Source organism: Pseudoalteromonas sp. AS84, assembly GCF_038900255.1.
Taxonomy (GTDB): Bacteria; Pseudomonadota; Gammaproteobacteria; order Enterobacterales; family Alteromonadaceae; genus Pseudoalteromonas.
Map to the genome: position 1 here is coordinate 88,557 of NZ_JBBMQY010000012.1, position 21,960 is coordinate 110,516.

Sequence of the window (21,960 nt, forward strand, 5' to 3'; positions counted from 1 at the left end):
CTCCTTTAGAAAGTGTTACTAATGTTAAAGCTGATGGTTTTCGTATCGTCATCTTCTTCTTTTTGCAATGGATACGCAAAACTGATCAGCATTGGACCCATTGGAGAGATCCATTGTAATGAAAGACCGGTTGAAACCCTAAAGCGCATTGGGTCTGAATAGTCATCTAACTTAGCACGTTCATCAACGCCTAAGTTTTGATAGCGGTCTACGTTAAACTCAGTATCCCATACGTTTGCAGCATCAACAAAGAAGCTAGTACGTACAGAGCTGGTATTTTCTTCATCTAAGAATGGCGTAGGAACAATTAGCTCCATACCTGCCACTGCTTTAGCATTACCACCAATACGGCCTTGTGGCACTAGAATATCAAATTCTGATGCGCCACCAATGCTACCGGTTGTAGTACCGTCTGCACCTGGCGTACCCGGAATAGACTGCGGTATACGTGATACAGCACGTGGTAATATTGTATTACGGTCAAAGCCACGAAGTTCCATTTCAGTTATACGGAAGTACTCTTGGAATGGAAGTGTTTGCTCATACCCATTTGTAGAACCATAACCATTACCATAACCAAGTGCTGCACGCGTTGAGAATACCCAACGGTGATCATTTGATATAGGCCAGTAAAAACGCGAATCGTAATTCAGTTTAAAGTACTGAAGATCTGAGTTAGGCGTTGTTGCTGTTAAGTTTAGAGTTTGACGCGAACCCGCTGTTGGGAATAAACCACGGTTAACGGTAATACGCGACCAACCAACACTCAGCTCATACTTAGTAAAGTCAAAGCCTGCATCTGGGTTATCTGGATCTAAGAATGTTTCACGAAGTACACGCGTTTGCTCGTACTCTGCAATATCCGAAAGCTCTTCTTTAATCCAACGAGCGCCAAAGTTAACACGATTTACAGCATCAATTGGAAAACCAATATTTGTGCCTAAACCATAACTTTTCGATTTATATTCAACAAGACTAAATTTACTTGCATCGTAGTTTCTGTAAAAGATACTACTGCCTTGCGATACACCATCTGGCGTAAAGTACGGGTCTGTGTACGATAAGCTTAAGCTTTCAGAACCTGTAGACGTATTAAGGTTTAAACCAATTTGGTTACCTGTGCCTAAAAAGTTAGATTCTGTTACACCAATATTAAACTGCAGACCTAAGTAAGAGCCATAAGCAAGACCAGCATTAAAGCTACCTGCTGATTGCTCTTTTACAGTAAAGTCTACGTCAACTTGGTCATCCACACCCGGTACAGGCACTACGTTAAAATCAACAGTTTCCATGTAAGGTAGGCGTTGAATTTGCAGTTTTGAACGCTCAAGGTTTTGATTAGATAACCATGCGCCTTCAAGTTGTGTCATTTCACGACGAAGTACTTCATCAGCCGTATTTTGGTTACCGCCAACAATAATACGACGAACGTATACACGCTTACCTGGATTAACCGATAGTGTTAATTGCACTTCTTGGTTTTCGTCGTCAATTTCTGGAATTGTACGAACTTCAGCATTAGCATAACCAAAACGTGCTAAGTAGCTTTTAATAAACTCTTCAGATGAAGTAACTACAGAGCCGTTATAAAGCTCACCCGCTCTAAGGGGGATAACACTTTTAATTAAGTCTTCACGACCAAGCAAGTCACCAATAAAGTCAAAACCTTTAACTTTATATTTTACGCCCTCAGTTAAGTTAGCTGTAACGTAAACTGATTCACGTTCAGGACTCACTGAAACTTGCGTTGAGTCGATATTAAAACGTAGGTAACCACGGTCTAAATAATAACTACGAATTTTTTCTAAATCGCCTTCAATGGTTTGCTTTTGGTAGCGGTCGCTACCCATAAACTGCCACCAAGGTAAATCTTGCTGCGATTCAGCAAGTTTAAGAAGCTCTTCATTAGAAAAAAGTTCATTACCCACTAAGTTAATTTGGCGGATAGAAGCAGCATCACCTTCATCAAACTCTAACTTAAGTTTAACGCGGTTACGTGGCAGCTTAGTAATACTGATGTCTACTTTAGCGTTGTATTTACCAATACTGTGGAAAAACTCAACTAAGCCTTTTTCGATACTATCGATAACGGTTTTATCAAGTGGTTCACCTTGGCGAATATCTTGCTGATCAAGAGACTCATTAAGCTGCTCGTCTTTAATGTCTTTATTGCCTTCAAACTCAATAAAGCTGATGGTAGGACGTTCCGTTACTTTAAAAATAACGTTGTTGCCATCACGAAGTGCTTTTATGTTATCAAAGTGCCCTGAACGATAAAGTGACTTTATTGTTTTTGAAATCGTATAGTCATCAACATTATCGCCTACGTTAATAGGAATATGTGTTAGCGCTGCACCAAGTGCTACGCGCTGCAAACCTTCAACTTTTAGGTCTTCAACAATAAAGGAGTTTTGGCCTAGGGCTGCAAAACTTGCACCCAATAAACTTGTTATTGCCAAATGTTTTTTTATAGCCATTTTATTATCTTTATCCTTTACAACTGTATTACCGCATAACACCTTACTAGTGGTGCTTTACAATCGTGTTCTAATTAGTAATTTGCCACGCTGTAACTACAAACGCGATACATCATTGAACAAAGCGAAACATGTTAGAAAAATGAGCAACAAGGCACCCACTTTAAAACCAAACTCTTGTGTCTTTTCAGAGACCGGCTTTTTACGAAAAAGTTCAATTATGTAATACATTAAGTGTCCGCCATCAAGCACTGGTAAGGGTAATAAATTAAATACACCCAAGTTAACGCTTATTAAAGCTAGAAAGCTTAAAAAGGCCACTAACCCATAGCTTACGCTAGTTCCAGCGCCGACTGCAATGCCCACAGGACCACTTAAATTTTTAACCGAAACCTGGCCTGTAATTAAATTACCAATCATATCAAAACTGAGAGTAATTAAGCGCCACGTTTCTTTTGTGCCTCGCACGATACTATCGAGCGGGCCGTAATGTCTAGTCTCTACATAACCATCAGGCCATTGCTGAACAACAGGAGCAACACCTAAAAAGCCTTGCTCAATACCGTTATTATCTATGCGCCCTTTAGGGGTAACTGTAATGGCTTGTATAGTATCTTGTCTTTTTACACTAAATTGTAAAGATTTGTTAGCTGATTGCGTAATAAGATTAACTAATTGCTGCCAATTGCTTATTGTTTCACCGTTTACAGCTAAAATTGTGTCGTTAACTTGTAAATTAGCGTGTTCTGCGGCTGAGTCTTTAGTTACGGCGGCTATTGTTAAAGTTGCCTGAGGTCTAAATGGCACAATACCCAACGAACTTAGTGGTGGTACGTCTCGCTGATCAAGCTTCCACTCCTCTAAATTAAGCGTTTTAACACGTGGTTGCAGGTTTTTATCACGAACAATAACTTCAACGCTTTCTTCGCCTAAGTTAGACATAAGCGCAAACGTGGCATCTTGCCATGTCGTTATGTCATCATCACCAATTTTTATAATATGTTGAGAAGGCATAATGCCTGCCTGCTCTGCGCGACTGCCTTCGGTTATGCTGCCAACAACTGGCTTTACCGACTGCACACCTACCATATACATCACCGCAAGAGCAAAAATGGCAAACAAAAAGTTAGCCATTGGTCCCGCAGCAACAATAGCAATACGGGCTTGTACAGATTTAGCGTTAAACGACAAGTGACGTTGATTTGCTGGTACGTCATCAACTCGCTCATCAAGCATTTTTACATATCCGCCTAATGGAATAGCGGCAATCACGTATTCGGTATTATATTTGTCATGCCATTTTAACAGTGGCTTACCAAAACCAATTGAAAAACGCAGCACTTTAACGCCCATTTTTCGTGCAACCCAAAAATGGCCATATTCATGTATGGCCACTAAAATACCAAGCGCTAAAATAAACGAGCCAAGATTCCAAAAAAAATCAAACATATTAATGCGCCACTTTTGTTATAAATTCTGAAGCGCTAATACGCGCTAATTTATCACACTCTAAAATTTCATCTAGGCTTTGCACATTGGTGTAAGTTGCAGCTTCTAGCGTCTGTGCATTTATTTTGTATATATCGGTAAAACCAATTTTACCGTTTAAGAACGCGCCCACAGCTATTTCATTTGCTGCGTTAACCGTTGTTGTTGCGCCCTGCCCTGCACTACACGCATCAATCGCTAATTGTAAATTTGGGTAACGAGAAAAATCAGGTTTAGTAAACGAAAAATCACAAATATCAGAGAAGTTTAACGGTTTAACACCCGCATTAATTCGCTCAGGATATGCAAGCGCGTGTGCAATAGGTGTACGCATATCGGGGTTGCCCATTTGCGCTAAAATAGAGCCATCATGGTACTGCACCATTGAATGAATAATACTTTGCGGATGAATAACCACATCAATATCACTCGCATCACAATTGAATAACCACTTAGCTTCAATAAACTCTAAGCCTTTATTCATCATAGTTGCGGAATCTACTGATATTTTTTGACCCATCGACCAATTAGGGTGCGCTACGGCTTCACTTATAGTTACATCTTTTAATGTGTTTATGTCGCGCGTTAAAAATGGCCCACCAGAGCCGGTAAGCAAAATTTTACTTACGCCATGTTGCTGTAGTTTTTGATCGCCTTTGGCATTTTGTAACGAAGAAGGTAGGCATTGAAAAATTGCATTATGTTCGCTGTCTATTGGCAGCAAAGTGGCTTTATGTTGTTTAACTTTGTCAATAAACAACTGACCTGACATAACTAAAGATTCTTTATTAGCAAGCAGTACTTTTTTACCTGCTTCAACAGCACTTAATGTTGGCAGTAAACCCGCTGCACCTACAATTGCCGACATTACAATGTCAACATCAGGGTGAGCGCATAAATCGCTCATTGCTTGCTCACCGTGCATAACAAGAGTTTGGCACTGGGTATTAGCTAAATAAGCAGATAACTGCTCTGCGGCCTGCTGGTTGGCCATAATTGCATAAAGCGGTTCATGTTCAATACACAACTCCGCCATTTTTTTTGCATTTTGTCCTGCTGCCAAAACAAAAACATCAAATAACTCTTTATTGCGCGATACAACATCAAGTGTACTTAAACCAATTGAGCCTGTTGCGCCTAAAATAACCAGCAATTGCTTTTGGCTCATAAACTAAGAGTCCACGCATAGCACATAACAAACATTGGAGCAGCAGCCGTTAGGCTGTCAATTCTATCTAAAATACCGCCGTGCCCTGGTAAGCATCGACCGCTATCTTTCAAACCAGCTTCGCGTTTAAACATACTTTCCAGTAAATCACCTACCGCAGAAAACAAAGCAATAAATGCTGTCATTATCGCGTACACAGGCCATACAACTAAATCAACATCGGTAAAGTGGCAAAATGCTAATACAAAAATAATAGAAGCAACTACACCGCCTGCTAACCCTTCAATTGTTTTATTAGGGCTTACTTTAGGCATTAATTTATGTTTACCAAAACTCTTACCTGTAAAGTAAGCACCCACATCGGCGCTCCATACAATACCAAGTACGACTAAAATTAGAACTGAACCAAAATGAGTTGATTCAAGGTACTGCGCGCTACGTAATGTATTTAGTGCAAGCCATAACGGTACAAGCGTTAATAAACCTGCAATGCCGCGCATAACTAAGCCTTCATTCCACGCTTTAGCCATTTCTGGGTAGCGCCAAATTAGATAACTAGCAACAATCCACCAAGCAAACGAAAGCGTAAATAAATAATTTGCATCACCTACTAGCTTGCCATTTTCCCATAATGATTCAATAGGCCAATGTAAATTAAGCAGGCCAAGTAAGGCTGCAATCAACACAACAAAGGCGCCACGTTTGAGCTTGTTACATAAGCCCATAAATGCTGACCATTCCCATGCGCCTAATAATACGATTGCACCAGCAAAGTAACTAAATAACGTAAGCGGTGTATAAAAAACCAAAGCCAATGCTGATGGTGCAAGCACAAGTGAGGTTAAAATTCGTTGTTTTAACAAAATGTGACCCTTATTCTATTTAGGTTTGAGCGAGTAATTGTTTTATTTGTTCGCCCGTACAACCAAAACGTCGCTCTCTGGCAACGTAACACGCAATGGCCTCAGCAAATGCTGCTTCATTAAAATCAGGCCAAAGTGTCTCGGTAAAGTAAAGTTCTGCATAAGCAACTTGCCATAGTAAAAAATTACTAATACGAACATCGCCACCAGTGCGAATAAGCAAATCAGGTTCTGCCTGATCTGCCATGCTCATATGCTGTGCTAAGCGCTCTTCTGTAATATCTTCTGCGTTGAGTGTGCCCTGCGCAACTTGCAAAGCAAGTTGTTTAGCCGCATTGGCAACATCCCAACGACCACCATAATTGGCTGCAACATTTAAACACAGCCCGGTGTTATTTTCAGTCAGCTTATGCGCAGCGTCTACCTTGCTACATAATCCTTCAGAAAATCGTGATAAGTCTCCAATAATGGTCAGTTTTACATTGTTTTTATGAAGCTTTTTAACTTCCTTTGTTAAAACAAATAAGAAAAGCTCCATTAAAGTGTTTACTTCGTCTTCAGGGCGGCGCCAGTTTTCACTACTAAAAGCAAATAAGGTTAACGATTGTATCCCTAATTTAGTACAAAACTGAACAGATTGACGAACTGCGTCTACGCCTTTTTTATGCCCATACACACGAGGTCTATTTCTAGCTTGCGCCCAACGTCCGTTCCCATCCATGATGATAGCAACATGTTTGGGTAAACATTGCTGTGAAATTGTGTCAGCATCTAGAACCATAAATATCGAGTATTCCATAAAAAAACGCCGCCTAGTATACCCTAGACGGCGTTTCAAAACTAATAATTTTAGTTGCTTAGATTTCCATCAATTCTGTTTCTTTAGCAGCTAATAAAGTATCCATTTCTTTAATAAACTTATCAGTAAGCTTTTGAATCGCATCATCTGATTGACGCGCTTCATCTTCAGATATGTCTTTATCTTTTAATAAACCCTTTACATCGCCATTAGCATCACGACGAATGTTACGAATAGCAACACGACCGCCTTCAACTTCAGCGCGTACAATTTTGATTAGGTCTTTACGACGTTCTTCTGTAAGTGGAGGAAGTGGTACACGAATAACAGTTCCTGCCGACATAGGGTTTAAACCTAAATCAGACGCCATAATTGCTTTTTCAACAGCTTGCGCTAAAGACTTATCAAATACACCAATAGCCAGTGTACGAGAATCTTCAATTGTTACATTAGCAACTTGGTTTAAAGGCGTTGGTGCTCCGTAGTACGATACCATAATGCCATCTAAAATTGCAGGATGTGCACGGCCAGTACGAATTTTAGATAATTGGCTACCTAGTGCTGTTACACTTTTTTGCATGCGCGCTTGCGCGTCTTTTTGAATATCGTTAATCACGGTGTAATCCTAATTATTTGATTATTTCATCTGAGGCTTGTGAAGAAATAAGTGTTCCTTCTTCTTCACCCATAATTACGCGTTTTAGCGCGCCTGATTTATTCATGTTAAATACGCTCAATGGCATATTGTGATCGCGGGCTAAAGTAAATGCCGCTAAATCCATAACTTTTAATTCTTTTTCAATGATTTCATTGTAGCTTAAATGGCTGTAAAGCGTTGCTTCTGGGTTTTTAACAGGATCATCACTGTATACGCCATCAACTTTAGTCGCTTTAATTACTGTATCTGCTTCAATTTCGATACCGCGTAAACATGCTGCAGAATCGGTAGTAAAAAATGGATTACCAGTACCCGCTGCAAAAATAACAACGCGGCCAGTTTTCAATAAACTAATTGCTTCAGCCCAGTTATAAGCGTCACATACACCATTAAGCGGAATAGCCGACATCAAACGACAATTTACAAATGCACGGTGTAGCGCATCACGCATTGCAAGGCCGTTCATAACCGTTGCAAGCATACCCATGTGATCGCCCACTACGCGATTCATACCTGCTTCTGCAAGTGACCCACCGCGTAAAAAGTTACCTCCACCAATAACTAAACCCACTTCTACGTCGAGCTCAACTAGCTCTTTAATTTCTTGTGCCATACGGTCTAAAACTTTAGGGTCAATGCCGAAGCCTTCGTCTCCCATTAAAGCTTCACCACTTAATTTGAGAAGAACACGTCTAAAAATAGGTTTGCGATTGATAGTCATAGTATTGGGGCCAACTTTTATTGAATTATGGATAAAAAATAACCGCGCTTATGTTAAACATAAAAGCGCGGTTATTTTAAAGAATTTCTAGCTGCGAAGCAAAACCAAATAGTACTTTAATTGCATCTAATTTCCTTTTGCTTCACAAATAGTAATCTTACTTAGCTTTAGCAGCAGCGATTTGAGCAGCAACTTCAGCAGCAAAATCTTCTTCTTTCTTCTCGATACCTTCACCAACTTCTACACGTACGAAGCTAGTAACTGTTGCGTTTTTCTCTTTAAGAATATCGCCAACAGATTTTTTAGGCTCCATGATGAAAGCTTGACCAGTAAGAGAAACCTCACCAGTGAATTTTTTCATACGGCCAACAACCATCTTCTCAGCGATTTCAGCAGGCTTGCCTTCATTCATCGCGATTTCGATTTGTACTTGCTTTTCTTTTTCAACAACGTCAGCAGGTACATCTGAAGGTGTTAGGTATTCAGGGCTAGATGCAGCAACGTGCATTGCAACGTGCTTAAGTGTTTCTTCATCAGCAACACCTGCAACAACAACACCGATACGATCGCCATGACGGTACTCAACTAGGTTTTCACCAGTTACGTACTGTAAACGACGTACATTGATGTTTTCGCCAATTTTAGTAACTAGCTCAACACGGTCTTCTTCAAACTTAGCTTGTAAGTCTTCGATAGAGATAGTGTCAGCAATTGCAGCGTCAGCAACTTTATTAGCAAATGCTAAGAAGCTTACGTCTTTTGCAACGAAATCTGTTTGACAGTTAACTTCTACTAGCACTGCAACACCAGCGTTTTGCTTGATGATGATAGTACCTTCAGCAGCAATGTTACCTGCTTTTTTAGCAGCTTTAGCAGCGCCACTTTTACGCATGTTTTCAATCGCTAACTCGATGTCGCCATCAGTCTCAGTTAACGCTTTTTTACAATCCATCATGCCAGCGCCTGTGCGCTCGCGTAATTCTTTAACTAGGGCAGTAGTTACAGCCATTAGTAAATCCTCAAATCTGAAATCAGGTTAGATAAGCGGGTTACCCGCTCGACAAGAATAGCAAGTCTTCACCTTAAAAAGATGAAGACTTGATGACAGCTAATTACTCAGCTTCAACGAAATCGTCTTTCTCAGCTTGAGCAACGATGTTATTCTCGCGACCTTCAGTAATAGCAGCTGCAACAGCGCTAGTGTAAAGGCTTACAGCACGGATAGCATCATCATTACCTGGAACGATGTAATCAACACCGTCTGGGTTAGAGTTAGTATCAACGATTGCAACAACAGGAATACCTAGGTTGTTTGCTTCACGGATAGCAATGTGCTCGTGGTCAGCATCGATAACGAAAAGCGCGTCTGGAAGACCGCCCATGTTTTTGATACCACCAAGGCTCTTTTCAAGCTTTTCCATTTCGCGGTTAAGCATTAACGTTTCTTTCTTAGTTAACTTCTCGAAAGTTCCGTCTTGGCTTTGTGCTTCAAGGTCTTTAAGACGCTTGATTGATTGACGTACAGTTTTCCAGTTAGTCAACATACCACCTAACCAACGGTGATTTACGAAGAACTGGTCGCTTTCTAAAGCAGCTGATTTAACTGCGTCGCTTGCTGCGCGCTTAGTACCAACGAAAAGAACTTTACCTTTGTTTGCTGCAGCACTTGATAAAAACTTAAGTGCGTCGTTGAACATTGGTACAGTTTGCTCAAGGTTGATGATATGTACACGGTTACGTGTGCCGAAGATGAAAGGCTTCATCTTAGGGTTCCAGTAACGTGCTTGGTGACCAAAGTGAACACCAGCTTGAAGCATATCGCGCATTGAAACGTTTGCCATTTTATAGATCCTCTATAGTTGTTTAGGGTTAGGCCTCCACATATCCCATAGCACCAACACCGAAGTAATTAAACTTCAAATGCACCCAAGTGTATGTGACGATACGTGTGTGTGTTAAAATAAAATTGTGTTTGCCTTAAATACAAAAAATCATTTAAGAATTTATTTGTAAAAAGACGGCGCGCTTTATACCATATTAAAATTAAATACTCAACGTCGCGTGCAAAATTTGTTCGGCGATAAATGTTAAAAACTCAACTTTGGAGCCTCAATGAGCGCTATTATCAAGACCCCTGAAGAAATAGAGAAAATGCGTGTAGCTGGGCGCTTAGCGGCCGATGTACTTGAAATGATCGGCCCTCATGTAGTGCCAGGTGTTACCACCGATGAGCTAAATACACTTTGCCATGATTATATTGTTAATGTGCAACAAGCAATCCCTGCTCCGTTAAATTATCATGGCTTTCCAAAATCAGTTTGTACGTCAGTTAATCATGTTATTTGTCACGGAATTCCAAATGACAAAGCATTAAAAGAAGGTGACAGCGTTAATATTGACGTAACGGTCATTAAAGATGGTTACCACGGCGATACATCTAAAATGTTCCACGTTGGTACGCCAAATATTCAAGCTAAACGTCTTGCAGAAGTAACACAAGAAAGCCTATACCTTGCTATTAAAATGGTAAAACCAGGTGTGCGTTTAGGTGATATTGGTGAAGCAATTCAAAAATATGCAGAGAGCTTTAATTACTCAATTGTACGTGAGTATTGCGGCCACGGTATTGGCGCAGGATTTCATGAAGAACCACAAATAATGCATTACGGTAAAGCAGGTACTGGCGAAGCCTTAAAAGCAGGTATGTGTTTAACTATTGAACCTATGGTTAATGCGGGTAAACGCCAATGTAAGCTTCTTAAAGATGAGTGGACAGTAGTTACACGCGACCGTAGTTTGTCTGCACAGTGGGAACACACATTATTAGTGACTGAAAATGGTGTTGAAATTTTAACGCTACGATCAGATGATACAATCGACAGGATCATAGAACACTAATAATAAATAAGAAATTAGGAGCCAGCCCACGTGGCATTACCCAACAAAGTAAAAAAGTTGCTTAGCGATGCTGAGCAACTTAGTGATTATCGCGATTGTTCTAGCTATTTTTATAAATGGTTACATAACGAATTTTCTAAACAACCGGTTGGGAATTTAATTAATGCCCGGGCTGAGTTTATTGACCGCCTACTCATTAAGCTTTTTCATGTTTACGACTTAGCACGCGAACCTGATTTAGCATTAATAGCTGTGGGCGGGTACGGACGTGGCGAGCTACACCCCTACTCCGACATCGACTTTTTATTGCTTGTAACTAAACCGCCAAGCGAAGAAATATGCGAAAAAATAGGCCAGTTTGTTACCATGCTATGGGATCTCAACTTAGAGATTGGTCACAGCGTGCGCACGATAGAACAAGCCATTGAGCAAAAACGTGAAGACGTTACTTTTGCCACCAGCTTGCTCGAAAGTCGCCTTATTTTTGGTAACCACATTGAGTTTGAAAAACTCAAAATGCATATTCTTGAAACGCCAGTATGGCGCTCAGGCGAATTTTTTACTGCCAAAGTTCAAGAACAAAATTTACGCCACAGAAAGTGCCACGGCACCGCGTATAATCTTGAGCCAAACATTAAAGAAAACCCAGGTGGTCTGCGCGACTTACAAACCATTATTTGGGTGGCAAAAAAGCACTTTAGAACCGAAACCCTGCAAGAATTAATAAGCCACGGATACTTAACTCACGAAGAATTTCAAGAGCTTTCTGAGTGCCTAGAAAACCTATGGAACATTCGCTTTGCACTGCATTTAGCTGCAGGTCGAGCGGAAAACCGCTTATTGTTTGATCATCAACCGCTAGCCGCCGAAATTTTAGGTTTTGGTAGCGACGGCAAAGCCTCTGTTGAGCGTATGATGAAGCGCTTGTTTAGAATAATGAGCCGCGTGCGCGAACTTAACCAAATGCTACTTTCATACTTTGAGCAAAGTATAATGCCCGAAAGTAGTGCTGTGGTAGCAATAGAACTCGACAGAAACTTTGAGCAAGTAGGTCATCAAATACGCGTAAAAGATCCGTCGGTATTTTTTAGACGTGACCAACTCTTTGTATTGTTTGAGCACATAGCCGATAACCCAGCAATAACGCATATTTACCCAAGTACTATTCGTACTATTCGCCAAGTGCGCCGTCGTTTATTGGGTGACTTACAAGATTATGCAGCCTGTCGTGAAGCCTTTTTACGCCTTGTAAAACACCCTAACGGCATGGGCCGCGCATTTACGTTAATGCACAAGCACGGCATGCTTGCCGCGTACTTACCGCAGTGGCGTAATATATTTGGGCAAATGCAGTTTGATTTGTTTCACGCTTACACCGTAGATGAGCACACCCACAAATTAATCAAAAATATTTACGAATATTTTGATAAAACAGGCATTAGCGAGTTTCCTATTTGTAGTGAAATAGTCACTCGAATGGACAAACCAGAGCTACTTTATTTAGCCGGTATATTTCACGACATTGCTAAAGGCCGAGGTGGTGACCACTCGGAACTTGGCGCTGTTGATGCAATAGCATTTGCTAAATTACATGGTTTTGCGTCATCAGATGGAAAACTAATAGCATGGCTTGTTAGTAACCATTTACTTATGTCGGTTACCGCACAGCGTAAAGATATTAACGACCCTGCTGTAATAAAAGACTTCGCTACGCGCGTTAAAACAGAGCGCCAACTCGACTACTTATATTGTTTAACCGTTGCCGACATACGTGCAACCAACGACAACTTGTGGAACGATTGGAAAAACACCCTACTGCGTGAGCTATACTTACACACGCAACGCGCTTTGCGTCTAGGGCTCGAAAACCCAATGGATCAACGCGACCAAATTCGCGATAAAAAGCACCAAGCTAAACAACGCTTAATAAATCTGGGTTATGCCGAGGAAAAAATTGATTTAATTTGGAGCCGCTTTAAAGCTAACTACTTTACCGCCTTTAGCGAACAGCAAATATCATGGCAAAGTGAGCATTTATTAAGTAGCACAGACTTAAGCCAGCCAAGTGTTATTGTCTCTAACAAAGCTATGCATGGTGGCACACAAGTATTTGTATACAGCCCCTACTCTGGCCCACTGTTTGCCCGATTAGTAAGTGTAATTGGCTCTAAAAAAGCACAAATACAACATGCGCAAGTACTGACCACTAAAGACGGTTACGTTTTGTTTAGCTTTGTAATACTTGAAGTGAGTGGTGACCCTATTGCAAGTGGTCGAGCACAATCAATTAAACGCGGGCTTGAGCAAGCACTGAACGATCCACGTAAAAAGATTCGCTTTAAAAAGAGCCGCTCTCAACGTTTTAAAGATTTTAATATTAAACCTAAAATTGTGTTGCGCCCACATGCACGCAAAGACCGCAGTTTAATAGAAATTCAAGCCGTCGATATACAAGGTTTACTAACCAAAATAGCCGAAGTTTTCCAAGCGCATTTACTACACATTCACGCTGCCCGTATAACAACGGTAGGTGAACGTGCCGAGGATTTCTTTGTCGTATCTAATAACGAATACCAAGCGCTGACTGATGAAGAGCAAGCAAAAATTCATCAGGCATTACGTAAAAAATTCAACGCCGAAACAGAATAGAGGACACACATGTCAGATTTAAAAACGATGATCGAAAACGCATGGGACAACCGCGATAGCATTAGCCCAAGCACAGTATCAAGCGACGTAAAACAAGCTATTATCGACGCACTTGATTTACTTGATAGCGGCGCAGCACGCGTTGCTGAAAAAATATCAGGTGAATGGGTTGTACACCAGTGGCTTAAAAAAGCAGTGTTACTGTCGTTTCGTATTCGCGACAACCAACCAATGAACGACGGCGTAAACCAGTTTTACGACAAAGTACCGCTTAAATTTAGCGACTACACCCCAGAGCAGTTTCAGCAAGGCGGTATGCGCGTAGTACCAAACGCTGTAGCACGTAAAGGCAGCTTTGTAGGTAAAAATGTTGTACTTATGCCATCTTATGTAAATATTGGCGCATACGTTGACGATGGCACCATGGTTGATACATGGGCGACTGTAGGCTCGTGTGCACAAATTGGTAAGAACGTACATTTATCAGGTGGCGTAGGCATAGGCGGCGTTTTAGAGCCTCTACAAGCTAACCCAACCATCATTGAAGACAACTGCTTTATTGGCGCTCGTTCTGAAATTGTTGAAGGCGTAATTGTTGAAGAAGGCGCAGTTATTTCAATGGGTGTTTACATCAGCCAAAGTACCCGTATTTATGACCGCGAAACTGGCGAAATTCATTACGGCCGCGTACCTGCAGGCGCAGTAGTTGTACCAGGTGCACTGCCGTCAAAAGATGGCACTCACAGCCTTTATGCTGCAATCATCGTAAAAAAAGTAGATAAGCAAACACGTGAAAAAGTAGGTATAAACGCCCTACTACGCTCAATTGATGAGTAATAGTCGATTGGGTTGAGTGAAACGAAACCCAACGATACGTTGAAGTTGTTTTAGCTAAACTTTAATTGTATATAAAAAGCTCTAAGCCCTTTGGGTTTGGAGCTTTTTTTGTTATCTGTACGTTTTCTATTATTATATCTCTAAAGTTTGAATCGGTTTAAATGGAGAGTTGTTCATATGGGTACTGAAGAAAGTAACGAGCTAGTCTATCACTACACATCTTTGGATGCTTTTATGTCTATTGCGAATAGCAGAACCTTCCGGTTTGGCGACGCAAGAGCAATGAATGACTATACAGAGATAGATCATAATATTAATCTTCTTTTAAATTTAGAAAAACAAAAACCTGAGTTAATGAAAAAATTAAATATTTCAAATGAAGGATTTAATAAAGGCATCGAAAATATTAAGTTTTTCAAAAAACATATTGAAAATCACTATATACATATAATGAGCTTTAGTAAAAACCCAGATTCTTTAAGCCAGTGGCGGGGATATGCAGATAACGGTACAGGAATATGTTTTAGTGTCAATTTATCAGCATTACGACACTGCCTAAACAGTACTTACCGCATTGCTGGGGATTGCGTTTACAAACAAGAACAATTAAACACAGAAGCACAAAACTTATTAAAATTAGCCTCTACTTTTGATAGTGATAAACGTGAATTTGAGGTTAGACGTAACTTTCTTAATGACTTTATCGCATTTATAACAACAGGTAAAAATGAGGCTTTTAAAGACGAAGATGAAGTTAGATTAGTTTCTTTAATTGAAAAACTACCACCACCTCAAAATGTAGAATTTATCAATTCCAATGGCTTTATTAAAAGTTATCTTGAAGTAAGCTTTCCAATAAATATAATTGATACAGTTATACTCGGACCATGCTGTAAATTTACAACTGAAGACCCTATCTTCAATAATATGTTAGACAATTTATTTTTTAATAAAAAACTCTACGAGTTAGGAGCTGATACTAACCCATATAGGCCTAAAGTTTTAAGTTCAAAGGCAACTTTCAGATAACAGTTGGGTTTCGTTTCACTCAACCCTCCCTACGTCGATAAAATTAATCCCGTGCTACTGCTCATTGTTAGCAATCTAAAAGCACTTATAAAAATAAGTGCTTTTGTGTAGCAACGTAACCATTCCTCTGCCCCACCTTATCAACAAACAAGATAATCAAACCTTTCTCCCACTAAACTCTATTAAAATAAAATTTACATAGTTAACTTAGTGGTGATATAACTGAATGTGTTTTGGGAACGGAGTTGGTGATAAATCAAACCATTAGCTGCCAGCTAAAAATTATTACTCAGCTAGCTTACCCTCACACCCTTTACTTAAGGAAAGTAAAAACCCTAACTAAAACAGCGTTTACCTCATTTTAAAATAACAAAAGCACAAGTAGGTTGTACTAATGGAAGAGTATTTAATCGTTAAACAAAAAAGTAGATACCCTATCGCTATTGCGGCTTTATTGTTGTTATTGGCTTTGGGTTATTTAATTAAGATACTACTTTTCTCAAATGATATTCCTGAACGTTATTTAAAGCCAATATTAGTCTCTCAAGTATCATTACCCAATGTATTAAAAGGAATTGGTACAATAGAGCCTACACAAAGAGAGCTTTTGTCTGCGCCGCTAAAAGGCAATATCAACACACTTACAATTCGTGAAGGGCAAGCTATAAAAAAAGGCCAAGTATTAGCAAAGCTGACTAACTACGAATTGGAGCAAGATATACATAATGCGAGTTATGAGCAGCTTAATTTAGAATCTCAAGTGGCTATTGATAAAAGCAATTTAGCAATTAAGCTCTCGCAAATTAAAGTCGACTTATCAAAAGCTAAAATGGCATTGCAGCAGCAATCGCTTGAATTAAATGCGAATAAAGTTTTAATGGAACAAGGTATTATTTCTGCAATTCGCTTTAAACAAAGCGAAATGCTTTACAAGCAAAGTGAACTTGAAGTTAATGCCAAAAATGATGAACTCAGTCTATTTAAAGAGGCATTTGATCAGCAATTAATTGCGCTTAATAACAAAGTAAACATCGCAAAAAACAAACTTAGCTATTTACAAAGGCGTCAAGAGCAACTAACACTCACAGCAAACTTTGACGGTACCGTAAGCCAAAACTTAGCTAAATTAGGTCAAGCGGTTACACAAGGGCAATCGCTGTTTGAGCTAATAGAGACCGACAACTTACTGGCTAAAATACAAGTCCCTCAGTATTCATCTACTCAATTAAAAATAGACCAAAAAGCAGATATAGTTACCCCCAGTGGCACAATTGCAGCTAAGGTTGATTATATTGATACAGTAATAAGAAATGGCGCTATTAATGTATTTTTAGTATTAAACGCTCCTCCACCATCATGGCTTAGAAGCAGCCAAGCAATAGAAGCTCATATTTATTTGGAGCAATCTTTAGTAGTACAAAATATTAAAAAACCGAATGATTTTGATAACTACAGCAAATGGAAGGTCTACGAAATAACACCATCGAGTAAAGCTATTCTTACTAATATAAATTATAAAACGACTGAGCAAGACACCTTGAGCTTTAATGAAACGCTACAGAGTAATTATGTATTATTACTGCCTGCTGATTACGCCACTAAAAATAACTTTGATTTAATAGGTGCTTTTAAATGAGTTATCCGTTAATAGAGTTTAATAATGTTTTTTATCAATACCCTAATACCAATATTAATACCCTCAAAGCTGTAAGTTTTAAAATAAACAGTGGTGACTATATTGCAATAACCGGTACTTCTGGCAGTGGTAAAAGTACCTTACTTTCTATTTTAGGCTTACTAAACTTACCTAGCCAAGGGCAATACACTATTTTAGGCACTAACACAGCGGACTTAACACCCGACTCTATTGCAGCTATTAAAAACAGAGAACTTGGTTTTATATTTCAAAACTTTAATTTATTAAATCATTTAAGCGTATTTGATAATGTGGCTTTGCCACTCAGTTACAACAAGTCGGTATTAAGAAAGGATTATCAAAAAAAAGTAGAAGCTGCGCTTAATAAAGTAAATATGCTGGAGTTTATTGATAGAAAACCAAGCCAATTGTCAGGCGGCCAACAACAAAGAGTTGCTATTGCTAGAGCATTGATAAATGAGCCCTCTGTTATTTTAGCCGATGAGCCAACTGGTAATTTAGATTCGAGTAATAGCGAACAAATATATCAGTTACTCAATAAGCTAAACGACGAAGGCAAAACAATTTGCTTAATAACACATGATGAAAACCATGCTAAAACAGCAAAAACGCGTTTGTATATTCAAGACGGACAGCTTAGTACGCAAGGTTTTTGATGCTGAACTTAATTATTGATCTGACCTTTAACTGGCTAAAATATGCTAAGCAAAATACTAAATTATGGCTTAGCTGCTTGTTGCTGAGTATTCCTTTATGTTTAATTTTAAATATAAGTAATATTCATAGTCAGTTTTTGTCAGCCGATTACACGGCAATAAATAACATCCACAACATTAAACAAGTTTACTTAAGTGATACTCAAAATGACTTACCCGTTGATGAATACATTTTTGATGAAATAACCGTATTGCACCAAGATTTAGTCGGCGTTTTTGAGCGTTCTATTGATTTATCATTAAAGCTTTCGGTTAATCATGGTAATGAGCCTGTTAAGGTAAGCTTTATATCGGGGGGTTATAAGCAATTAGGTATCATTCCTGCCTTAGGCAGCTTTAATCAATTAGATTTCCCAAAACAAGGTAGTGCACTAAGTGCCGCTATTAGCTATTCGTTTTGGCATACTCATTTTAAAGGTGCCTCTGATATTATTGGCAAACAACTTGTTGTTAACCATAAAAGCATAAACATTGTCGCTGTAATGCCAAAAGAGTTTAAAAGCTTTAAACGTGCTTATGAACCTAAACTTGTTATTCCTTACTCGCAACTCAAACGTATTTTGCCTCAAGAAAGTAGCCTGACCCCAGATACATTTACGTATATTTTAGGAAGCATTAAAAATAAAACACTCTTTTTAAGCTTTCTAAATAAGCACTTACAAAACGAAATGTTTATATTTGATAACACAAAACTTAAGTTTAGTGATGGTATTGGCGTTAACCCTACTCACTTTAATAAAATAATAAAGCGCCTAAACTTATTGCAGTTACTTTATTATATTTTGCTCTTATTTAGCTTTATTGCCTTTTGTGCATTTTACTGTGCAGAGTCAATTAAAAAGCAACAAGAAGAAACTATACGCAAATTATGTGGAGCCAATAATAAACATATTTTTGTACAGCAAGTTATTGATACTGTACTCACAAGCCTGTTACTTATTATTGTAATGTGCGCTTTGTATCCACTGAGCGACCGCATCAGCGCAATTTTATTACCAAGCCTGAACCAGCTAAACAGCTATTTTTCATTATTTACGCTGGCGGTATTCTACATTGCTATTATTACGTTTTTATCGGCGCTTAGTTATTTTCAACGAAGGTGGGTACACAGCAGTATCGGACGCGGCCAAAGTGCAACAACAAGTGAAAAAGTACAAGTGTTCTCATTGCTTTCATTACTTACTAGCCTTGCTATTACAAGTGTTTACATTAGTAGTTTGGTTATTTACAGCCAGATTAATTTAAATAATAAAAGTATGGGTTTTAATGCAGATAATATTCTAATTGCCAGCTTTAGTTTTCCACAATCACCTAGCGAGGCCTTTAATGCAGACAACTCTGCTCAACAATTAATTCAGCAATTAAATTCACTGCCTATTATTGAAGAAGTATCGCTTAGCTCTGCCCCGCCACTATCAGATCGCAGTGGGTTTAGTGCATGGTATACCGTTACCGGACAAGCTATCAGTTCGGGTAAAAGCGCCAGTACCGCAAGCCATAGAGTGAGCCCGCATTACTTTAAAACTATTGGCGCTAAGCTTATCTCTGGGCAAAGCGTGCAATGGCAACAGTACCAAAACATTGTCGTTAACAGCGCTTTATGGGATCAATACTTTGCAGGCACAGAACTAAGCCAAGCTTACTTATTAGCCCAATTCGATACTGGAAAAGTAAAACATAAAGTAGTTGGCGTTGTTAATGATATTTATAATGAAGGAGCCGACACACCGGTTCAGCCAACTGTATATAATGTAATAAGTGCCCTGACAGGTTTTGAAACAATTATAATTAGAACTCATGCGCCCATCACACAAGTTGAAAATGAACTCCAAACGGCAATAAAAGCATTAAGTGTAAACTTTAACGATTTATCACTTACCCCCCTTTCGTCTTTAGTAAAAAATGAGCAAGCCCCTAGAAATGCATTACTTATAATTACCGTTGTGTGCTCCTCAATTCTTCTACTCTCTGCGTTTTTATACAACTACAGCAGTATTAAACAACTTACGGCTAAATCATCCACAGAGCTTGCGTTAAGGCGTGCTATGGGCGCTCGCAGCTACCAAATATGCTATTTATTTTTAAAGCTCTTTTTCACTGCATTTGTGATAACCCACATAGTTATTATTGCGCTATTTTTCACCCAACATGAAAAACTACAAACTTTTTTATTTCAACAATCCGTTTTTGACCTAAACACGATACTTACAGTGCATTTAGTCATTTTGTTAACGGTTATATGTATTATTGCTATAGAGATTAAAAAAACACTTAACAATTCGTGGAATAACTTAACTTAAGGATACGCATGTACAAATTACTACTAGCTACACTACTTATATATGGCGGAAATACATACGCTGAGAATTACAGTTTCTCTCATTACCAAATGGTTAAATCGCCCATTAATAATACCGCACCGCAAATGTTTTTGTTTAACAGCAAAGGTGAGTTGATGCATTACTCTGATAAATATTTACCAAATATTTTATCCATTTTTAAAAATAAACAAAGCCATCCTGATTCTGATTTAATTAAAAGTAATCTAGAGCAGCTATTAACAACATTGCCCGATTTTACCCAGCAAAAGCATACGTTGTTTTACACCTCAATAGATGAAGATATCGGCCCCTGTCCGCCTTGTAGGCAACAAGAAAAAACCATCGACATGCTTAAAAGTAAGTTTTCAGATAAGCAGCTAAAGGTTCATTCAATTTCTATAATTTCCAGTGACAACGGTATATAAAAAAAGCCCGCTAAATAACTTTAGCGGGCTTTTTGTTGCGAAGGTTAAACCTTTAAAAAGTTTACAGCGCGTTAAATACGTCGTCTGTTTTAGCTGCGCAAATAAAATCGTTTTTGTGTAGGCCTTTAATTGAATGGCTCCACCATGTAACCGTTACTTTGCCCCACTCGGTTAATAAACCTGGGTGATGGCCTTCGTCTTCTGCCATGTCGCCTACTTTGTTAGTAAACGCGATAGCTTGCTTAAAGTTTTTAAATTTATAAACACGCTCAAGCTGCATAATGCCGTCGCGTACTTCTGGTACCCAGTCTGGGATTTTAGTAATTAATTGTGCAAGCTCTTCGTCAGATACTTTTGGCGCATCTACATGACAGGCTTCGCATTTTTGTGCACTTAATGAAGACATTCTAAATCCTTACTTTTAGCTTTTTTAGCATTAATGTTTAACTGGCTAATTTTTCTTTTGGTGGAAATTTTGGGTCGTGCAAGCCAAGCTCTTTAGCTCGCTCAACCAAAGTCATAATATCCATTTGCGATATATCAAACAGATCATGAATCGAATTTATGGTGTAGTACTGTGGCTGCATAATATCAATACGGTACGGCGTACGCAGTACATCAAGCACATTCATTGGGCTGATTTCTGGCGTGTTTGAGTATACGTACTGAGTTTCACCTGGGCTTGATAAAATACCGCCGCCGTAAATACGCAGGCCGTCTTCGGTTTGCATTAAACCAAATTCAACTGTAAACCAGTATATACGCGCAAGGTATACACGGTCCTTTTTCTGCGCTGCGTAACCTAATTGCCCGTACTTGTGCGTAAACTCAGCAAAGTCAGGGTTAGTTAGCATGGCGCAATGGCCAAATATTTCATGAAAAATATCTGGCTCTTGTAGGTAGTCAAATTCTTCGCGGCTACGAATAAATGTAGCTACCGGAAACTGCTTGTTTGCTAGTAATCTAAAAAACTCATTAAAGTCGATAAGCGCAGGTACTGGCGCTACTTGCCAACCGGTAGTGGCTAGTAACACTTCGTTTAGTTCGCTTAACTGCGGAATACGATCGTGCGGCAGGTTAATCTTTTTTAACCCTTGCATGTACTCGTTGCAGGCTTTGCCTTTAATGCACTCAAGTTGACGCGCTACAAGCTCAGACCAAATTTTATTTTCTTCATCACTCCAGTGTATAACACCATTTTCGTCTGGTGTTTTGGATGTGTATTTACTTGCTTTAGCCATAAGTACCTTCTTG

19 protein-coding genes are annotated in these 21,960 nt (G+C 39.1%); 8 read left to right on the forward strand and 11 right to left on the reverse strand.

Translation table 11 applies throughout. From position 1 onward, the window contains the following. Positions 1–5: 5 nt before the first annotated feature. The 9 genes from bamA to rpsB form a co-directional block, all read right to left on the reverse strand. The gene (gene bamA / locus WNY79_RS13305) at positions 6–2,477 is read right to left on the reverse strand and encodes an outer membrane protein assembly factor BamA (protein WP_024599063.1); all 2,472 of its coding nucleotides are present in this window, start codon (positions 2,475–2,477) and stop codon (positions 6–8) included. Between the two features lie 96 nt (positions 2,478–2,573). Next, a complete protein-coding gene (gene rseP, locus WNY79_RS13310; protein ID WP_342876085.1) occupies positions 2,574–3,926 on the reverse strand; it encodes a sigma E protease regulator RseP in 1,353 nt (450 codons plus the stop codon). Position 3,927: 1 nt separating this feature from the next. Then, on the reverse strand, positions 3,928–5,133 hold the full coding sequence (ispC, locus tag WNY79_RS13315; RefSeq protein ID WP_170071879.1) for a 1-deoxy-D-xylulose-5-phosphate reductoisomerase: 1,206 nt from the start codon (positions 5,131–5,133) through the stop codon (positions 3,928–3,930). Beyond that, entirely contained in the window at positions 5,130–5,996 is an 867-nt protein-coding gene (locus WNY79_RS13320; RefSeq protein ID WP_076924457.1) for a phosphatidate cytidylyltransferase, read from the reverse strand. The genes ispC and WNY79_RS13320 overlap by 4 nt, the downstream gene beginning before the upstream one ends. Positions 5,997–6,015: 19 nt before the next feature. After that, positions 6,016–6,795, reverse strand: a complete 780-nt coding sequence (locus WNY79_RS13325) for an isoprenyl transferase (RefSeq protein ID WP_342876086.1) — start codon at positions 6,793–6,795, stop codon at positions 6,016–6,018. Positions 6,796–6,853: 58 nt separating this feature from the next. Then, positions 6,854–7,411, reverse strand: coding sequence for a ribosome recycling factor (gene frr / locus WNY79_RS13330; RefSeq protein ID WP_024599058.1), 558 nt, complete (start codon positions 7,409–7,411; stop codon positions 6,854–6,856). 13 nt (positions 7,412–7,424) lie between these two features. After that, positions 7,425–8,174: a UMP kinase gene (pyrH, locus tag WNY79_RS13335; protein ID WP_024596498.1), complete on the reverse strand. Its 750-nt coding sequence runs from the start codon at positions 8,172–8,174 to the stop codon at positions 7,425–7,427. A gap of 157 nt (positions 8,175–8,331) precedes the next feature. Then, the gene (tsf, locus tag WNY79_RS13340) at positions 8,332–9,183 is read right to left on the reverse strand and encodes a translation elongation factor Ts (protein ID WP_008168613.1); all 852 of its coding nucleotides are present in this window, start codon (positions 9,181–9,183) and stop codon (positions 8,332–8,334) included. 103 nt (positions 9,184–9,286) lie between these two features. Then, complete coding sequence (gene rpsB, locus WNY79_RS13345) at positions 9,287–10,015, reverse strand: 30S ribosomal protein S2 (RefSeq protein WP_024599057.1); 729 nt, start codon at positions 10,013–10,015, stop codon at positions 9,287–9,289. 271 nt (positions 10,016–10,286) lie between these two features. Here rpsB and map point away from each other — a divergent pair, with 271 nt between their 5' ends. The 8 genes from map (at position 10,287) to WNY79_RS13385 (ending at position 20,706) form a co-directional block, all read left to right on the forward strand. Then, entirely contained in the window at positions 10,287–11,072 is a 786-nt protein-coding gene (gene map / locus WNY79_RS13350) for a type I methionyl aminopeptidase (protein ID WP_024599056.1), read from the forward strand. A gap of 30 nt (positions 11,073–11,102) precedes the next feature. Next, on the forward strand, positions 11,103–13,721 hold the full coding sequence (glnD, locus tag WNY79_RS13355; protein ID WP_342876087.1) for a [protein-PII] uridylyltransferase: 2,619 nt from the start codon (positions 11,103–11,105) through the stop codon (positions 13,719–13,721). A 9-nt stretch (positions 13,722–13,730) separates the two neighbouring features. Next, positions 13,731–14,558 (forward strand): 2,3,4,5-tetrahydropyridine-2,6-dicarboxylate N-succinyltransferase, encoded by an 828-nt coding sequence (gene dapD, locus WNY79_RS13360; RefSeq protein ID WP_002958324.1) that lies wholly within the window; start codon positions 13,731–13,733, stop codon positions 14,556–14,558. Positions 14,559–14,735: 177 nt separating this feature from the next. Next, positions 14,736–15,587, forward strand: a complete 852-nt coding sequence (locus tag WNY79_RS13365; protein WP_342876088.1) for a DUF2971 domain-containing protein — start codon at positions 14,736–14,738, stop codon at positions 15,585–15,587. 394 nt (positions 15,588–15,981) lie between these two features. Then, complete coding sequence (locus WNY79_RS13370) at positions 15,982–17,223, forward strand: HlyD family efflux transporter periplasmic adaptor subunit (protein ID WP_294120230.1); 1,242 nt, start codon at positions 15,982–15,984, stop codon at positions 17,221–17,223. After that, positions 17,220–17,900, forward strand: a complete 681-nt coding sequence (locus WNY79_RS13375; protein ID WP_342876089.1) for an ABC transporter ATP-binding protein — start codon at positions 17,220–17,222, stop codon at positions 17,898–17,900. The genes WNY79_RS13370 and WNY79_RS13375 overlap by 4 nt, the downstream gene beginning before the upstream one ends. Further along, complete coding sequence (locus WNY79_RS13380) at positions 17,900–20,260, forward strand: ABC transporter permease (protein WP_342876090.1); 2,361 nt, start codon at positions 17,900–17,902, stop codon at positions 20,258–20,260. Before WNY79_RS13375 ends, WNY79_RS13380 begins: the two co-directional genes overlap by 1 nt. Before the next feature lie 8 nt (positions 20,261–20,268). Beyond that, positions 20,269–20,706: a hypothetical protein gene (locus tag WNY79_RS13385; protein WP_342876091.1), complete on the forward strand. Its 438-nt coding sequence runs from the start codon at positions 20,269–20,271 to the stop codon at positions 20,704–20,706. Positions 20,707–20,767: 61 nt separating this feature from the next. On the opposite strand, the gene WNY79_RS13390 is transcribed toward WNY79_RS13385, so the two are convergent. Beyond that, positions 20,768–21,112 carry a 4a-hydroxytetrahydrobiopterin dehydratase gene (locus tag WNY79_RS13390; protein WP_002958326.1) on the reverse strand — a complete coding sequence of 115 codons (345 nt, stop codon included), beginning with the start codon at positions 21,110–21,112 and terminating at the stop codon, positions 20,768–20,770. A 37-nt stretch (positions 21,113–21,149) separates the two neighbouring features. Then, the gene (phhA, locus tag WNY79_RS13395; protein ID WP_342876092.1) at positions 21,150–21,947 is read right to left on the reverse strand and encodes a phenylalanine 4-monooxygenase; all 798 of its coding nucleotides are present in this window, start codon (positions 21,945–21,947) and stop codon (positions 21,150–21,152) included. Positions 21,948–21,960: the final 13 nt, after the last annotated feature.

Excerpts from the sequence above, each read along its gene's own strand:
- WNY79_RS13380 (WP_342876090.1), top strand. The coding sequence starts at position 17,900 with ATGCTGAACTTAATTATTGATCTGACCTTTAACTGGCTAAAATATGCT.
- WNY79_RS13390 (WP_002958326.1), bottom strand. The coding sequence starts at position 21,112 with ATGTCTTCATTAAGTGCACAAAAATGCGAAGCCTGTCATGTAGATGCG.
- rpsB (WP_024599057.1), bottom strand. The coding sequence starts at position 10,015 with ATGGCAAACGTTTCAATGCGCGATATGCTTCAAGCTGGTGTTCACTTT.
- WNY79_RS13375 (WP_342876089.1), top strand. The coding sequence starts at position 17,220 with ATGAGTTATCCGTTAATAGAGTTTAATAATGTTTTTTATCAATACCCT.
- tsf (WP_008168613.1), bottom strand. The coding sequence starts at position 9,183 with ATGGCTGTAACTACTGCCCTAGTTAAAGAATTACGCGAGCGCACAGGC.
- WNY79_RS13325 (WP_342876086.1), bottom strand. The coding sequence starts at position 6,795 with ATGGAATACTCGATATTTATGGTTCTAGATGCTGACACAATTTCACAG.
- WNY79_RS13385 (WP_342876091.1), top strand. The coding sequence starts at position 20,269 with ATGTACAAATTACTACTAGCTACACTACTTATATATGGCGGAAATACA.
- phhA (WP_342876092.1), bottom strand. The coding sequence starts at position 21,947 with ATGGCTAAAGCAAGTAAATACACATCCAAAACACCAGACGAAAATGGT.
- map (WP_024599056.1), top strand. The coding sequence starts at position 10,287 with ATGAGCGCTATTATCAAGACCCCTGAAGAAATAGAGAAAATGCGTGTA.
- ispC (WP_170071879.1), bottom strand. The coding sequence starts at position 5,133 with ATGAGCCAAAAGCAATTGCTGGTTATTTTAGGCGCAACAGGCTCAATT.
- bamA (WP_024599063.1), bottom strand. The coding sequence starts at position 2,477 with ATGGCTATAAAAAAACATTTGGCAATAACAAGTTTATTGGGTGCAAGT.
- WNY79_RS13365 (WP_342876088.1), top strand. The coding sequence starts at position 14,736 with ATGGGTACTGAAGAAAGTAACGAGCTAGTCTATCACTACACATCTTTG.
- dapD (WP_002958324.1), top strand. The coding sequence starts at position 13,731 with ATGTCAGATTTAAAAACGATGATCGAAAACGCATGGGACAACCGCGAT.
- pyrH (WP_024596498.1), bottom strand. The coding sequence starts at position 8,174 with ATGACTATCAATCGCAAACCTATTTTTAGACGTGTTCTTCTCAAATTA.
- WNY79_RS13370 (WP_294120230.1), top strand. The coding sequence starts at position 15,982 with ATGGAAGAGTATTTAATCGTTAAACAAAAAAGTAGATACCCTATCGCT.
- rseP (WP_342876085.1), bottom strand. The coding sequence starts at position 3,926 with ATGTTTGATTTTTTTTGGAATCTTGGCTCGTTTATTTTAGCGCTTGGT.